12 protein-coding genes are annotated in these 15,875 nt (G+C 69.5%); 7 read left to right on the top strand and 5 right to left on the bottom strand.

The window, feature by feature from the left end; genetic code table 11:
* The first annotated feature begins 240 nt into the window (after window positions 1-240).
* Together whiG and FGW31_RS09190 are read left to right on the top strand one after the other, a co-directional pair.
* On the top strand, window positions 241-1,083 hold the full coding sequence (whiG, locus tag FGW31_RS09195) for an RNA polymerase sigma factor WhiG (protein ID WP_142192893.1): 843 nt from the start codon (window positions 241-243) through the stop codon (window positions 1,081-1,083).
* A 90-nt stretch (window positions 1,084-1,173) separates the two neighbouring features.
* Window positions 1,174-1,731 carry a TetR/AcrR family transcriptional regulator gene (locus tag FGW31_RS09190; protein WP_142192947.1) on the top strand — a complete coding sequence of 186 codons (558 nt, stop codon included), beginning with the start codon at window positions 1,174-1,176 and terminating at the stop codon, window positions 1,729-1,731.
* 225 nt (window positions 1,732-1,956) lie between these two features.
* Here the strand turns inward: FGW31_RS09190 and FGW31_RS09185 are convergent, their stop codons facing one another.
* Entirely contained in the window at window positions 1,957-2,619 is a 663-nt protein-coding gene (locus tag FGW31_RS09185) for a M23 family metallopeptidase (RefSeq protein ID WP_142192892.1), read from the bottom strand.
* A gap of 282 nt (window positions 2,620-2,901) precedes the next feature.
* Here FGW31_RS09185 and rpsB point away from each other — a divergent pair, with 282 nt between their 5' ends.
* The 5 genes from rpsB to FGW31_RS09160 all read left to right on the top strand — a co-directional run bounded on the left by rpsB (window position 2,902) and on the right by FGW31_RS09160 (window position 7,512).
* The gene (gene rpsB / locus FGW31_RS09180) at window positions 2,902-3,774 is read left to right on the top strand and encodes a 30S ribosomal protein S2 (protein WP_142192891.1); all 873 of its coding nucleotides are present in this window, start codon (window positions 2,902-2,904) and stop codon (window positions 3,772-3,774) included.
* Between the two features lie 151 nt (window positions 3,775-3,925).
* Window positions 3,926-4,762: a translation elongation factor Ts gene (gene tsf / locus FGW31_RS09175; RefSeq protein WP_142192890.1), complete on the top strand. Its 837-nt coding sequence runs from the start codon at window positions 3,926-3,928 to the stop codon at window positions 4,760-4,762.
* Between the two features lie 191 nt (window positions 4,763-4,953).
* A complete protein-coding gene (gene pyrH, locus FGW31_RS09170; protein WP_142192889.1) occupies window positions 4,954-5,712 on the top strand; it encodes a UMP kinase in 759 nt (252 codons plus the stop codon).
* 118 nt (window positions 5,713-5,830) lie between these two features.
* A complete protein-coding gene (gene frr / locus FGW31_RS09165; protein WP_142192888.1) occupies window positions 5,831-6,388 on the top strand; it encodes a ribosome recycling factor in 558 nt (185 codons plus the stop codon).
* A complete protein-coding gene (locus tag FGW31_RS09160; RefSeq protein ID WP_142192887.1) occupies window positions 6,388-7,512 on the top strand; it encodes a phosphatidate cytidylyltransferase in 1,125 nt (374 codons plus the stop codon). The genes frr and FGW31_RS09160 overlap by 1 nt, the downstream gene beginning before the upstream one ends.
* Window positions 7,513-7,973: 461 nt before the next feature.
* Here the strand turns inward: FGW31_RS09160 and FGW31_RS09155 are convergent, their stop codons facing one another.
* From FGW31_RS09155 to FGW31_RS09145, 4 genes are all read right to left on the bottom strand, one after another.
* Complete coding sequence (locus FGW31_RS09155; RefSeq protein WP_142192886.1) at window positions 7,974-8,372, bottom strand: hypothetical protein; 399 nt, start codon at window positions 8,370-8,372, stop codon at window positions 7,974-7,976.
* 126 nt (window positions 8,373-8,498) lie between these two features.
* Entirely contained in the window at window positions 8,499-8,675 is a 177-nt protein-coding gene (locus FGW31_RS34965) for a hypothetical protein (protein ID WP_182674855.1), read from the bottom strand.
* Between the two features lie 113 nt (window positions 8,676-8,788).
* Window positions 8,789-9,067 (bottom strand): hypothetical protein, encoded by a 279-nt coding sequence (locus FGW31_RS09150; RefSeq protein ID WP_142192885.1) that lies wholly within the window; start codon window positions 9,065-9,067, stop codon window positions 8,789-8,791.
* Window positions 9,067-15,804, bottom strand: coding sequence for a polymorphic toxin-type HINT domain-containing protein (locus tag FGW31_RS09145; RefSeq protein WP_233452454.1), 6,738 nt, complete (start codon window positions 15,802-15,804; stop codon window positions 9,067-9,069). Before FGW31_RS09145 ends, FGW31_RS09150 begins: the two co-directional genes overlap by 1 nt.
* Window positions 15,805-15,875: the final 71 nt, after the last annotated feature.

The raw sequence follows: 15,875 nt of genomic DNA, 5'->3' as shown, positions 1-15,875 counted from the left end.
ACACGCCCCGGAAAACACGTCAGTTGGGATGACCGGGTGATGACGCAGAGCGACGGGTGTGCACCGGCGGGACGGCCCACGCAATCCCTCCACGCAGGGTCCCACCTCCGCTGTTCGCACACCGCGACGCCTTAGTCACGCTACGCTCACGAGGATCCCGACACGGACAGGCAATTCGACATCGGACAGACAGCACACCCAGGCAGTACCAGTCCACGGCAGAACGGCACAAGGCGACGAATGCCCCAGCACACCTCCGGGTCCGACCGGGCGGCCATCCCCCCAGCCGCCCGCGACGGTGGCAGCGTGCGGCCGCCCGCTCCCTCGACACTCGACGAGCTGTGGCGGTCGTACAAGGCGACGGGGGACGAACGACTGCGGGAACAACTCATCCTGCACTACTCGCCGCTGGTGAAATACGTCGCCGGCCGCGTCAGCGTGGGACTGCCCCCCAACGTCGACCAGGCGGACTTCGTCTCCTCCGGCGTCTTCGGACTGATCGACGCGATCGAGAAGTTCGACCTCGACCGCGAGATCAAGTTCGAGACATACGCGATCACCCGCATCCGCGGCGCCATGATCGACGAACTGCGGGCCCTCGACTGGATCCCGCGCTCGGTCCGGCAGAAGGCCCGCAACGTGGAGCGCGCCTACGCCACGCTCGAGGCACGCCTGCGGCGCACGCCCTCGGAGAGCGAGGTCGCCGACGAAATGGGCATCGCCGTGGACGAGCTGCACGCGGTTTTCAGCCAGCTGTCCCTCGCGAACGTCGTCGCCCTCGAGGAACTGCTGCACGTCGGAGGCGAGAGCGGCGACCGCCTGAGCCTCATGGACACCCTCGAGGACACCGCCGCCGACAACCCGGTCGAAGTGGCCGAGGACCGAGAACTGCGCAGATTCCTCGCACGGGCCATCAACACCCTGCCCGAGCGGGAGAAGACCGTGGTCACGCTGTACTACTACGAAGGACTCACCCTTGCAGAAATCGGCAACGTCCTCGGTGTGACCGAAAGCCGCGTCAGCCAGATCCACACCAAGTCCGTACTGCAGCTGCGCGCGAAACTGGCGGGCTTCGGCCGCTGAGCCGGTCGGCGCGCAGACGGCCGATCCTCTGGCCGCCGCGGGCGGGGCCTCCGTACAGTGGACGGCGTGCCAAGGATTCGAGCGGCCTCCGTGGCCGAGCACCGGTCGATGCAGCGAGCCGCCCTGCTGGACGCGGCACGCTCCCTGCTGTCCGAAGGCGGTACGGAAGCGCTGACCTTCCCGGCCCTCGCCGAACGCACCGGGCTCGCGCGTTCGTCCGTGTACGAGTACTTCCGCTCCCGGGCGGCCGTCGTCGAGGAACTGTGCGAAGTCGACTTCCCCCTCTGGGCCGCCGAGGTCGAAGCGGCGATGGCCGTCGCCGACGACGCCGAAACCAAGATCCAAGCGTACGTGCGCAAGCAACTGGAGCTCGTGGGTGACCGGCGGCACCGCGCCGTGGTCGCCATCTCCGCGAGCGAGCTCGACGCCGGCGCCCGGGAAAAGATCCGCGCCGCACACGGCGGACTCATCGCCATGATCGTCGAAGCCCTCGGCGAACTGGGCCACACCCAGCCCCGCCTCGCCGCCATGCTGCTCCAGGGCGTGGTCGACGCCGCCGTGCGTCGCATCGAGCTAGGAGCAGCGGAACACCCGGACGAGGTCACGGAAGCCGCAGTGTCGATGGCCCTCAGGGGCGTCAGGGGCTGACCGGGGTGGCGGTGGAGTGAGGGCCGGGGTCAGGCGCTCTGACAGCCATGCACACTCGGCCTTTCCGCTTCCCCTGGGGCCCCTCCCCCCTCCCCCCCCGCCCCTCCCCTCCACCCCTCACCCACAGCAACCCCACCCCACTCCACCGCACCCCGCCGCGCCCCTCACCCGCCCGGCGGCACCCCAGCCCTCCCCCTCCCGCCTTCCCCCAGCCCTTCAGCCCTCTCAGCCCGGCAGAGGCACCCCCAGCACCGGCAGCAGCCTGGATGGGCCTCGGTGGAGTAGCCACGGTGGTAGGAGGGTGAGCGGGTCGAGGTAGGTGTCGCCTTTCCGTAGGCCCCAGTGCAGGCAGGGGAGCGTGCAGTGGGAGCCGCCGGTTTCCACGGTGCCGATGATGTCGCCCGCCGTGACGGTGTCGCCGGCCTTCGCTGTTGCCTTCACGGGTTCGTAGGTCGTGCGCAGTGGTCGGTCTCCGGTGCCGGTGAGTTCCACCGAGACGACGCCTCGCCCGGCGACTCGTCCGGCGTAGGAGATCCGGCCGTCCGCCACGGCTCGTACCGGTGTTCCTGGTGCTGCTGCCAGGTCCACGCCGCGGTGTCCGCGTCCGTAGGTCGTCGCCGGTGGTTCCCAGCCGCGCAGTACCGGTGGCCGTGTGCCGACCGGCCAGGCGCGCCCCACGTCCGGCACGTCCCCGGGCGGTATGTCGGCCGTAGGGGTGTCCGCCGCCGGGGTGTCCTCCGTGGGGGTGTTCCGGCCTGCTGGTGCCACGGTTGCCATGGTTGCCACGGCTGCCAGGGGTGCCGGTGGTGGCGCCAGCAGTGCCGCGGGGGTGAGGATCATCAGCAGGACCACTCGGGTGCACGTCCGTGCGCATCGGTTCGCTCGCATGGGGACCAGCGTCGCGGGGAGGGCGGATGTCCGCCGGGGCCTGTGGACGACCAGCCGGTTGTGGACAACGGCGTCACCCGGGGCCCTGCGGGTCCCGTACACTTCTGGTGGCGACCCGGGCCACCGGGTCGACTTCGCACGCCCCGACATCGGGACCGGTCACGGCCGGATTCCTGGTGTCAGCGCCCCTCGGTCCTTCGTGGCAACGGCGCGTCGTGGGCGTCAGGCGCGGGAGCCGTCCGGCATCCGCGGCACAACCGAGAAACTCAAGGAGATACGGCCATGGCCGTCGTCACGATGCGGGAGCTGCTGGAGAGCGGCGTCCACTTCGGTCACCAGACCCGTCGTTGGAACCCGAAGATGAAGCGCTTCATCTTCACGGAGCGCAACGGCATCTACATCATCGACCTGCTCCAGTCGCTGTCGTACATCGACCGCGCCTACGAGTTCGTCAAGGAGACCGTCGCCCACGGCGGCACGGTCATGTTCGTCGGCACGAAGAAGCAGGCGCAGGAGGCCATCGCCGAGCAGGCCACCCGCGTCGGCATGCCCTACGTGAACCAGCGCTGGCTGGGCGGCATGCTCACCAACTTCTCGACCGTCTACAAGCGTCTGCAGCGCCTCAAGGAGCTCGAGCAGATCGACTTCGAGGACGTGGCCGCCTCCGGCCTCACCAAGAAGGAGCTGCTGGTCCTCTCCCGCGAGAAGGCCAAGCTGGAGAAGACCCTCGGCGGTATCCGCGAGATGCAGAAGGTGCCGAGCGCCGTCTGGATCGTGGACACCAAGAAGGAGCACATCGCCGTTGGTGAGGCCCGGAAGCTGAACATTCCGGTCGTCGCGATCCTCGACACCAACTGCGACCCCGACGAGGTCGACTACAAGATCCCGGGCAACGACGACGCGATCCGTTCCGTCACCCTGCTCACCCGTGTGATCGCCGACGCCGTCGCCGAGGGTCTGATGGCCCGTTCCGGTGCCGCCGAGGCCGGCAAGGGCGACAAGGCCGCGGGTGAGCCGCTGGCCGAGTGGGAGCGCGACCTGCTCGAGGGCGAGAAGAAGGCGGACGAGGCTGCTCCGGCCGCCGCGGAGGCCGAGAAGCCCGCGGAGGCGGAGAAGCCCGCCGAGGCTCCGGCCGCCGAGGCCGAGCAGGCCTGACCCGTCAGAGCCGATGACGGCGGGAACGGTGACATGAGATCCGTTCCCGCCGTTCACCCGTAGGTCAGCGGCGAGTCGGACACCTGCCCTCTGGTAGGTGCTGATCCGCAGATCTTGGAACCTCCAGACTTCGAGAAAGATTCACAGACTCATGGCGAACTACACCGCCGCCGACGTCAAGAAGCTCCGGGAGCTCACCGGCGCCGGCATGATGGACTGCAAGAAGGCGCTGGACGAGGCCGAGGGCAACGTCGACAAGGCTGTCGAAGCGCTCCGCATCAAGGGCCAGAAGGGCGTCGCCAAGCGCGAGGGCCGCTCCGCCGAGAACGGCGCCGTGGTCTCGATCATCGCCGACGACAACTCCTCCGGTGTCCTCGTCGAGCTGAAGTGCGAGACGGACTTCGTCGCCAAGGGCGAGAAGTTCCAGGGCGTGGCCACCGCCATCGCCGAGCACGTCGCCAAGACCTCCCCGGCCGACCTCGACGCCCTGCTCGCCTCCGAGATCGAGGCCGGCAAGACCGTCCAGGCGTTCGTGGACGAGGCCAACGCCAACCTGGGCGAGAAGATCGTCCTGGACCGTTTCGCGCAGTTCACCGACGGCTACGTGACGGCGTACATGCACCGCACGATGCCCGACCTGCCGCCGCAGATTGGTGTGCTCGTCGAGCTCGACAAGCCGAACGCCGAGATCGCCAAGGGCGTCGCCCAGCACATCGCCGCCTTCGCGCCGAAGTACCTCTCCAAGGAGGACGTGCCGGCCGAGGTCGTCGAGTCCGAGCGTCGCATCGCCGAGGAGACCACCCGCGCCGAGGGCAAGCCCGAGGCCGCGATCGCCAAGATCGTCGAGGGTCGTCTCAACGGCTTCTTCAAGGACGCCACGCTGCTCGGCCAGCCCTACGCGCTGGACAACAAGAAGTCCGTCCAGAAGATCCTGGACGAGGCCGGTGTCACCCTGAAGCGCTTCACGCGCATCAAGGTCGGCATCTGAGTCCGTACCGCGACGGGCGCGCGACCCCGATAGGGTCGACAGCAGTCGTTCGGATACGCGTGCACATGCGCGCGCGTGCCGTACGACAGCAGATCTGACGAGGAGGCCATTGCCGCATGGGATGCGAAACACGCCCCACCGGCAGTGGCCTTCTTCGTATGTGCAACACGTGAAAGAGGCGGGATCCGACGATGACCACCAAGGCTGAGAAGAGCGACGACGGCAAAGTACGCGGCCGGTTTCTGCTGAAGCTGTCCGGAGAGGCGTTCTCCGGAGGCGGGGGCCTCGGAGTCGACCCCGACGTGGTGCACGCCATCGCACGAGAGATCGCAGCCGTCGTACGGGACGGCGCGCAGATCGCGATCGTCATCGGCGGCGGCAACTTCTTCCGCGGCGCCGAACTCCAGGTGCGGGGCATGGACCGGGCCCGCTCCGACTACATGGGCATGCTCGGCACGGTGATGAACTGCCTCGCCCTCCAGGACTTCCTGGAGAAGGAGGGCGTGGACTGCCGGGTGCAGACCGCCATCACCATGGGACAGGTCGCCGAGCCGTACATTCCGCTGCGCGCCGTGCGTCACCTGGAGAAGGGCCGCGTGGTCATCTTCGGCGCCGGTATGGGCATGCCGTACTTCTCCACCGACACCACCGCCGCCCAGCGCGCCCTGGAGATCGACGCCGAGGCGCTGCTCATGGGCAAGAACGGCGTGGACGGGGTGTACGACTCGGACCCGAAGACCAACCCGGACGCCGTGAAGTTCGACGCGCTCGGCTACGGGGAGGTCATCACCCGGGACCTGAAGGTCGCCGACGCCACGGCCGTCACGCTCTGCCGTGACAACAGCCTCCCGATCGTCGTCTTCGAACTCCTGAAGGAGGGCAATATCGCCCGCGCCGTCAAGGGTGAGAAGATCGGCACGCTGGTGGGTGACCAAGCGGGCCGCGACTGACCGGGGGATGGACAATGTCCTGCCGGTCGGGAACCGTGCAGGAAGAAGACGCGACGCAGCCGGCCGCCCCCGACAGGGAACCGAAGCCGGGCCTACTCAAGACACGCAGGAGCAAGTGGTGATCGAAGAGACCCTCCTCGAGGCCGAGGAGAAGATGGAGAAGGCCGTCGTGGTCGCCAAGGAGGACTTCGCCGCGATCCGCACCGGCCGTGCGCACCCGGCGATGTTCAACAAGATCGTGGCCGACTACTACGGTGCGCCGACGCCGATCAACCAGCTGGCCTCGTTCTCCGTGCCCGAGCCGCGCATGGCCGTGGTGACGCCGTTCGACAAGAGCGCGCTGCGCAACATCGAGCAGGCGATCCGCGACTCGGACCTGGGCGTCAACCCCAGCAACGACGGCAACATCATCCGGGTGGTGTTCCCCGAGCTGACCGAGGAACGCCGCCGCGAGTACATCAAGGTCGCCAAGGGCAAGGGCGAGGACGCCAAGGTGTCCATCCGTTCCGTGCGCCGCAAGGCGAAGGACGCCATCGACAAGCTGATCAAGGACGGCGAGGTCGGCGAGGACGAGGGCCGCCGTGCGGAGAAGGAACTCGACGACACCACGGCGAAGTACGTCGCCCAGGTGGACGACCTTCTCAAGCACAAGGAAGCGGAGCTGCTCGAGGTCTGATGAACGACTCTTCCTGGGGGGCGCCGCAGACCGGGTACTGGGGGCCGTCCGACCACGGGCCCGGCCGGGGGGCTGCCCCGGCCGGCCCCGCGTACGATGCGCACTACGCGCAGCAGACTCGCCCCATGCCCATCGTGCCCGACGTACCCGAACGCGGCGGTGACCAGGATGTCGACCGGGGGGCCGTTTCGCTGAGCGGCCCCCTGTTCCGAGACGAGCCGACGCGGGCCCGCCCCCTGCCGGGGGAGGTGCCGCAGAATCCGGAGCCCATGCCCGACGCGCCGCAGCCGGCACCCGCACCGCAGAAGAAGAGCGCGGGGCGCGACCTCGGCGCCGCGATAGGCGTCGGCGTCGGGCTCGGCGCGGTGATCGTCGCGTCGCTGTTCGTCGTCAAGGCCGTCTTCGTCGGTGTCGTCGCCGTCGCCGTCGTGGTCGGCCTGTGGGAGCTGACGAAGCGGCTGGAGGAGCGCAAGGGCATCAAGGCGCCCCTCGTGCCGCTCGCGGCCGGCGGTGCGGCGATGGTCGTCGCCGGGTACGCGCGCGGCGCCGAGGGCGCGTGGGTCGCCATGGCGCTCACCGCGCTGGCGGTACTGGTGTGGCGCATGGCGGCACCGCCCGAGGGTTACCTCAAGGACGTCACGGCGGGGCTCTTCGCGGCGTTCTACGTGCCGTTCCTCGCCACCTTCGTCGCCATGATGCTGACGGCCGACGACGGTGCCTGGCGGGTGCTGACCTTCCTGGTGCTGACGGTCGTCAGCGACACCGGCGCCTACGCCGTCGGCTGGCGCTTCGGCAAGCGCAAGCTCGCCCCGCGGATCAGTCCCGGCAAGACCCGCGAGGGCCTGCTGGGCGCGGTGGCGTTCGCGATGGCGGCCGGCGCGCTGTGCATGCAGTTCCTGATCGACGGCGGCAGCTGGTGGCAGGGCCTGCTGCTGGGCCTCGCGGTCGCCGCCAGCGCCACGCTGGGCGACCTGGGCGAATCCATGATCAAGCGGGACCTGGGCATCAAGGACATGGGCACGCTGCTGCCCGGTCACGGCGGCATCATGGACCGCCTGGACTCCCTGCTGCCGACGGCACCGGTGGTGTGGCTGCTCCTCGTGCTCTTCGTGGGCTCCGGCTGAACGAACGGTTCGGATTCCCTGACCCCCTCCTGCCCCGCCCCTTCCGGCCGCACGATCACCTCGGCGTGATCGACGCGGACGGGAGGGGCGGGGGCGTATGTGGGGGCGGGAGGGCGCCGGGCGCGAGTGGGAGAAGCGGCGACCTGGGCGGTCGCATCAAGGTACAACCCTCACTCTTGTGGTCATGAGCGGGCCGAGGACTCGGCGCGGTCTTCTGGCTTCGCGGGCGGCCGGTACTTCCGGCAGGGACGGCACCGGTAGGGGTGGCCGGCGGTCGCGGTGACCGTGGTGGTCGCGGCCTCGGCGGTGGAGCCGACTGGCTCCTCGGCGTGATGCGGACGACCTTCGATCCACCACCGGGAAACCGGTGAGGCTCCCGGTCGACTGGCTGTCGGCCGGGAGCCTCGTCTCATCGGTGGGAGCGGATCCGGTGTCCCTTCACCGCTCGATCACTCGATCGTTCACACCGTGCGTCCCAGGGCGTCGCTGATGCATCGCTTCTGGAATGCGATCGCCTCGAGGCACTTGGCGTTCTGCCGCTCCTCGTCGACGCTCGGGCCGGGCAGGTCTTCACGTTCGAGGAGTCCCTCGTAGCAGAAGGAGAGGACGCCGGACAGCACTTCGGGGGTCAGCCCTCCGGGTGCGTCTGCACACGCCAGGAGAGCGGACAGCAGGTGGGAGGTGCCCGGCTCGTACGCCTCGTCGTCGACTTCGGTGTACGCGTCGAGTACCTCTTCCGGGAGCGTGATCTTCTCCCTGCCCGCTCGGACCGCTTCGTGCCCGGCCCGCATGCCTTCCTCGATGTACTCCCTGACGACGTCCACTTCAACGGGGCCGATGGACTCCAGAGTCCACTCCATGACCCTCATCGCAAGCGGCAGCCGTCGCGGTGGTCGGATTTCTCGCAGGTCCTCCTTCAGTGCCCTCATTTCGAGGTCCCAAAGAAGCATTCTCTACCTCTGACTTTCTGGCGGGGGCTCGCTTCTTCAGGAGCGTCCGTCACTCACGGCGCTTTCTTCCAGTTCGATCCAGCGTTCGTCATCCGCTTGGAAGGACCCGTCGGCGTCATTGTAGAAGATCCCGGAATCGAAACACTCGATGAATATGTCCAGCAATTCGTCGAGGCTGTTCGCTGCGATTCTGGTCGCCTCTCCGATCATCACGCTGACCACAGGTGAGCTGGCCCGTGCGGATGAGCATCAGTCGGCTGGTGAACGTGACAGGCCTCGCCGTTTCAGCCGGTTGGGCCGAAACGACGAGGCCTGCTGATCAACCGTCAGTCCTCGTCCTCGTCCTCGTCCTCGTCCAGGAGGCCCAAGTCCTCGGGCAGAGCGAGCATGGACCGCTGCCTGACCGGGTCGGTCTCCGACTGCGCGGCCGTCTCGATCAGCGCAACGAGCTTCGCCCGGTCCTCGGGCGTCAGATCCCGTGCCATGGCCGCCACAGGCTCGACCAGTGCCGCGGCGACGTCCGGGTCGAGTTCGTCATCGTCCGTAAGGTCGATGGAAACCAGCAGAGCGGCGAAGGCTTTCGCCAGGAACTGCTCAGTGTTCATCAAGGTACAACCCTCACTCTGATATTCGTGATCATGAGCGAGCCGAGGACTCGGCGCGCTCTCCTGGCTTCGCTCGCGGTCGGTACTTCCCAACGGCCGGTGTAGCCGTTCTGTTCGAGCGCCAGCGACTGCCGAATGGCCTGGAGGTAGGTCTTGTTCCGCGTCGTCACGGCCAGCTTCCGGTCGATCAGGACCCCGTTCGCCGCGTCGAAACCGTCGAACTTCACCTGAGACAGGCTGTTGCGGCCCGACATGTAGTACTGCAGAGCTGGGGCCAGACCCGGCCTCGAGCCCGTCGCCCCGTCGTCGTAGGCACGGGCCTGCGGGCTCATGTGGGCGTTCTCCTTGACCCAGTGAACGTCGCCGTCGCAGTTGTGGTTGAGCAGGGTCTGCGAGCCCGCCCGCACATAATACGTGTGGACGTCCGTGACGGTGAGGTTGTGGACCTTCGCCTCCGCCGTCCACCTCGTGACCGTGTCGATCCGGAACCAGGCGCCCTCGGACGTCTGGAGCCACTGACCCGGCTTCAGGTCGCCCGCTTCGACCCACTCCCGCACGGTCGGCACCCAGAAGGGATGGCCGGCCGTCGCGGTGACCGTGGTGGTAGCGGCCTTGGCGGTGGAACCGTCGTGGGTCTTCAGCGTGATGCGGACGAGGTCCTTGCTGCCCTTGCCCACGATCGTCGCCGCGGCCGTCTGCACGGAGGTCCTGCCCGTCTCCGGGTCGGTGGCGACGACCTTGTCACCGGGCCTGACCTTCTCGATCGGCTTGGAGGAGCCGTCGGCCATCAGGACCTTGGTGCCGGCGACGAAGCTGTTGCCCGTGCCTCCGGCGGAGTCGCACGCTGCGCTCTGCGTCTCCTCCTTGGCGGTGTCCTTGGCCTCCTCGCGGACCTCCTTGGCGACCTTCTTCACCGCCCGCTTGACCTGCCGCGGCTTCGGGCGCGGCTTCGGCTGGGAGCGGGGCTTGGCCCTCGGCTTCGGCCGGGACGCCGCCTTGCGGGCCGCGGCACGGCGCGCCGCCGCCTTCTTCGCCGCCGCGCGGGCCGCGCGGGCCCTCGCCTGGGCCGCCGCCCTCCTGGCCGCCGCCCGCTTCGCCGCCGCGCGGGCCGCCGCCCGCTTGGCCGCGGCACGACGGGCCGCAGCAGCCTTGCGGGCCGCCTCCCGGCGGGCCTTGGCCGCGGCGCGCTTGGCGGCCTCGATGGCACGCTTGCGTGCGAGGGCCGCGGCTCGACGGGCCGCCGCCTGGGCCGCCTTGCGGGCCGCGATGATCGCCGCACGGCGGGCCGCCGCGCGGATCGCCGCCTGGATGGCGATACGGGCCGCGATGCCGATCAGGACGGGGAAGAACTCGCCCGTCGGGTCGGAGAAGGTGGCCGGTGCGTTGTTGCTGTAGGCGTACGGGTTCATCGTGGCCGGCTGGCCGTAGTCGACCATCGGGTCGACCTGGATGAAGCGCCCCGTCGCCGGGTCGTAGTCACGGGCGCCGAGACGGGTCAGGCCCGTGTCCTCGTCGACCGTGCCGCCGACGAAGCCCCGCTGACCCGGCCAGGACGTGGGCTGCTGCCCGCGTGCCTCGCCGAACGGCATCGACTTGCGCCGGGTGACGCCCATGGCCGCGTCCACCATGTCCACGACCGTGTGGGACGTGCCGTGGTGGTCGGAGAGCATGAGCTGGCGCACGCCGCCGGTCGCGCGGACCGTCGTGGAACCGTCCGGGAGCTGGTAGAAGCGTTCCGCCTTCTTGGTCGCCTTGTCGGCGGAGACCGTCAGCTCCGCGTCGGCGAGGTAGAGCGTGCGGCTGCCGTCCGCGTCGGTGCGGATGAGGCGTTCGCCGTCCGCGCCGTACAGGTACGACGTGGTCTCGGTGCCGCCGCCCTCGACGGGCCGGGTCACCTTGCGCAGCTGGCCCTCGATGTCGTACTCGAGCGTCTGGTTGGTGCCGCCGTGCTGGCGTCCGGTGGTGTTGCCCGCCTTGTCGTAGGCGAAGGTGGCCAGGGTCTGGCCCTGCGGGCCGGTCGACTTGACCTCGGCCAGCGCGTTCGGGCCGCCGACGCCCTCCTTGCCGTACACGTACTCACGGGTGACGTCCTGGGTGGTGTCGCCCGTGGTGTCGTGCTCGACGAGCTTGGTGCGGTTGCCCGCCGCGTCGTACGTGAACGACTGCCAGAACGCCTCCGGGCCGCCGACGGTGTCCTTCGACGGGGCCGCCGTGCAGTCGTCCGCCGTCTTCGACGTCCAGGCGGAGGTCATCTGCCGGAGCTGGTCGTAGACGAAGCACTGCGTGTCGGTCTCGCCGGCGTCGGGCGCCGCGCTGCCCGGCCTGTCGGTGATCTTGGTGACGTTGCCGGCCTGGTCGTACCCGTAGGTGGTCTCGCTGATGCGGCCCGGGCTGACCGAGCGGTCGAACGTGACCGACTGCACGCGACGGGTGAACTCGTCGTAGATGTAGCTGCCGTAGACCTGCTTGCCGGCCGGGCCCGCGTCCGTGCGGAGGATCTCGCCGAACGCCGAGTACTGCGCGTTCGCCAGGTACGTGGACGCGCCGCCGATGAAGATCGGCAGGTCGTCGGAGTTGTACCGGAAGACGATCCGCTCGGTGACCAGTCCGCCCACGCCCGGCACGGAGACCCAGGCGAGGTTGCCGGTCGGGGTGTAGGAGTACTCGTACTCGTAGGTGCCGGCCAGGCCGGTCTCCTCCTCCGGAACGACCGTCTGGGACCTCTTCACCCGGTAGGCGGCGTCGTACTCGGTGACCTCCTCCCGGTACGCCTTGCCGTCCTCGTAGCGGATCTGCGCGGTCGGCAGGCCCTTGGCGAGGGTGTCGTACGTCCACTCGAGGCGCTTGGGACCGGTGGTGCCGCCCTCGCGCAGCGACGTCGGGCGGCCGGCGTCGTCGTAGGTGGTGAACAGGGACCGGTTGAGCGGGTCGATCGTCTCGACCACGTTGTCGGCGTTGTCGTACCGCATCTCGGTACGGCCGCCGTCGGGGTCGACGACCGCCGTCTGGCGGCCCCGCTTGTCGTACTCGAAGCTGGTGACGGCACCGCCGGGCGCGGTCACCTTCACCAGGTTGTCGAGGTCGTCGTACTCGTAGACGGTGTCCCGCCACTTGGTGCGGGCCTCGTCGGTGTACTCGCGCAGCCGCTCCAGGCGGCCCTCGGCGTCCTCGAAGGCCGCCGTGACCGTGTCGCCCTTCGGCGGGATCGTCGTGGAGACGTCGCCGTCGCGCTCGGTCGTGGTGCGCAGCTTCTCCGTGCCGCGGTAGTAGGTGATCTCGGCGGTGGGCTGGCCGAGGCCGTCGAAGGTGGTGCGGTTCTGGGACGGGACGTCCTGGTCACCGACCTGGAGGAGCGCGGGTGCGGGCTCGTCGGCGTTGTAGTAGCCGTCGTTCTCCTTCCAGGGCCGCCCGGCGCTGTCGTAGAAGGTGTCGTTGACGATGCGGCCCGCGCCGATCGCCTTGTCCTGCGACTGCCGCTGCCGCAGCAGTCCGTCGAGGATCTCGTACGACACGGCGTACTGGCCGTTGTCCTTCAGCGTCCGCGAGGTGATGATCGTCGGGCCGTCGCGGCGGACGGTGTAGTCGTAGGTGGCCGTGGGGGACTGGGTGTCCGGGTCACGGTCGATCTCCCACACCTTCAGGAGCCGGCCCAGCGGGTCGTACTCCATCGTGGCCGTCCTGCCGTTGGCGTCCGTCTCGGTCAGCGGCAGACCGCGGATCTCGTCGAAGACGGTCGTCTCGGTGTGTCCCAGCGGGTCGGTGGAGACCTGCCGGGTCGGGCGCGCCACCGTCGCCGGGGTGTACTGCACCTGCGTCTTGCGGTCGTCCGCGTCCCAGGTGGCGGTCTCGCGGCCGTGGATGTCGTACTCGGTGCGGTCGATGGTGACGTAGCCGTCGCCCGTGCCGTTCAGCTCCTGCACCTCGGTGGCCAGGCCCTTGGTCGGGGCCGCGCCGAAGGCCAGGTTGTCGTACAGCGTCCGCGTGTCCTCCACGACCTCGCCGCCGGTGGAGCCGCAGGCGCCGAGCGTGGTCTTCTCCCGCGACTCCAGCTCGATCAGGTAGGCCGTGGTGTTGCGGGCGTAACTGACCGTGGAGCAGCGGACCTTGCCGCCGGGGCTGGTCTCCTCGACCTGGTACGGCAGGCCGTAGCCGTCGTACTTGGTGGTCTCGGTGGAGGTGCGCCAGGTGTCGCCCTTGACGCGCTCACGGGTGGTGACCGTCTCCGGACGGGCCATCCACGCCTCCAGGGGCGTGGTTCCGGCGCGGGTGCGGCTCGCCGTCTTCACCGCCCACGGAGTGGTGACGGTCGCGGAGTCGATCGGGCCGCCGTCGGACGCGTAGGTGATCTGTTCCAGCAACTGCCCCTGGTACTGCGGCAGGTCCGGATGCGTCTTGCCCGAGCTGTCGGTCACCGACGAACTGCGCGTGCCCGAGGGCAGCTTGTCGCCGTGCAGTCCGCGGAAGTAGCGGTGCTCGGTGAGCTGCTTGACGTCGCTGCCGCCGCCGAGCCGGGTGAGGACCCGCTCGTAGCCGCGGAACTGCGACCAGGTGCGGTGCTTGTTCTCGGTGAACTCGCTGTCGTCGTAGGCCCAGCCCGGGTTGCCGACGAACTCGTAGCTCGTCACCTTCGACGGGCTGTCGGTGACCAGGTCCTGCTCGGTCACCTGCGTGACGAGGTACTTGTGGAACCAGTCCTTCACCGGGCTCAGCGCGCCCTTGGGAGTCCAGTACTGCGGGAAGCAGCGCATGGTGTTGGACTCGGGGGACGCCGGCATCTTCCTCGGCTCCAGCGCCTGGCACTCGCGCGGCGAGTACGTCACGCCGATCCGGCCGCCGGTCTCGGTGTCGATGGCGTGGACACGCAGCCGGGAGAACGGCGGCAGGCCCTCGACGCCGTCGACGCGGTTGTCCATCTGCAGGCCGGAGAAGGTGACCTTCGGCATGGACGCCGAGGAGCCGGCACCGTGCCCGGTGCGCGTGACGGAGTCCAGCCACAGCGCCGGCGAGGTGCCGTCACCCGTGTCGGGGTACGACTGCTCCAGCGTCCAGGAGTCGACCGGGCTCAGCGCGGTACCGGAGAGCACACTCGTGGTGATCTTCGTCAGCCGCTTGGTCGACCAGAACGTCGGGGAGTACTTGTCGGTGCACTTGGCGCCGGAGGCGCACTCCTGGTCCAGCGGGGTGTCCGGCCAGTACTTGGCGTTGGCCGTGGTCCGCTTGGACTCGGCGCAGTCGAACGTGGAGTTCGGCACGCAGCGCTCGGCCAGGGTGAACGCCACCCGGCCGGCCGGCAGGACACCGAACAGCTTGTCGGAGCGCAGACCGTAGTCGATGCGCGACAGCTGCGCGTTGCGGTCGTAGGACGCCTGCTGGTCGGCCTTCATGTTCTGGCCGTAGAAGTTCGTCCACTTGGTCCACCACAGGGTCATGGCGTCGCCGAGCGGGTCGACGACGTAGTCCAGGTTCCAGCGGTAGACCTGCTTGCAGTCGGAGTCCATGAACGCGGTGGCGTGGCACGGCTCGTCCGGGTGGTTGCCGAACACCGGCACGGTGAGCGCCGAGTTGGTGACCGTCCCGTCCGGGGCGCCCGGCAGCTTGTTCAGGCCGAAGTGGTACTGCGTGCCGTCGGTGGTGGTCAGGACCCAGTACTCGCCGCTGTGCGAGCCGTTGGCGGCACCGGTCCTGCGCTGCAGGCGGGAGCCGTCGTCGTCGGCGGGGCGCCACTCGTCGGTGCCGTCCTTCTTGACGAGTTCGGTGGTGTTGCCGCCCAGCGACATCACCACGTGGTCGGAGCCCCAGCACAGGTCGCCGCTGTCGCCTGTGTTGTTCGGCTTCTTGCCGTCGACCTCCGCCTTGTCGTCCGAGCAGGAGCGGTAGCGCCGCTCGATGAAGCCGGGCTCGTAGTCCCAGCCCTCGGCGATCCAGGAGGACTGCGCGTTGGTGGAGGCGGTGCGGCCGTCCACGGCCTGCGAGGAGTAGGACAGCTCGACCTCGGGCTGCGGGCCGCCGGGGACCTCGGGCGCCTCGATCGGGTACGTCCAGGAGAAGCCGCCCGAGGACGAGCCGGCCATCCAGGAGCCGGACGGCGACAGCGAGGTCGCCTCGTGGCTGCCGCCCGGGCCGGAGGCCGTGGCGGTCGCGGCGAACACGGTCGGCGCCGCTGCCAGGTCGGTGGTGCCGGTGACCTTCTTCGCGGCCGGGTCGTTGGCGCCCGGCAGTTCGGTGCGGGTGCGGCACCGCTCCAGCTCCGGCGTGGTCAGCGCACAGGCCGGCAGGCGGTAGAGCCGGAGCCGGGAGCCCCAGTCACCGCCGTAGGTGTCCTTGAACGACGCGTAGTCCAGCTCCAGTTCGACCGAGCCGGAGGCGGGCCGCGCCAGACCGTCGGCGGCGGGCTCCGCGGTGAACAGCACGCCCCGCACACCCGCCTTGCGGGCCGCGGCCTGGTCCTCGACCCGGACCTCGACCGCCGAGCCGACCGCGGCGCCGGCCCGCTCGGGGGCAACTCCCCGCGTGCGGACGCCCTTGCCGGAACCCGTGGCCGACCGTGCGGCCTGACGGACCCTCACCAGGCGGTCGGGCAGCGGGCTCTGCGTCGTGGCGGACCCGCCGGCCACGTCACCGGCCGACGGCACCCGCCGGGACGGCTTGCTGTCGCGGCCGACGACCGGAGTCGTGAAGGAATCGGCCGAAACCTTGCCGGCCGTAGGCCGGAAGACGCCCTTCGCGTCGTCACGCACCCCCGGGCGCTTTGTGTCGAAATCCCGTCCCGGGACGGATTTTTCGCGCTGTACGTCCCCGCGTCGGGAAC

The organism is Streptomyces calvus, from assembly GCF_006782915.1.
In the GTDB taxonomy this organism is placed as follows: Bacteria; Actinomycetota; Actinomycetes; order Streptomycetales; family Streptomycetaceae; genus Streptomyces; species Streptomyces calvus.
The sequence above is the reverse complement of the archived record's forward strand: the minus strand, read 5'-3'. Positions and strand labels throughout refer to the sequence as shown.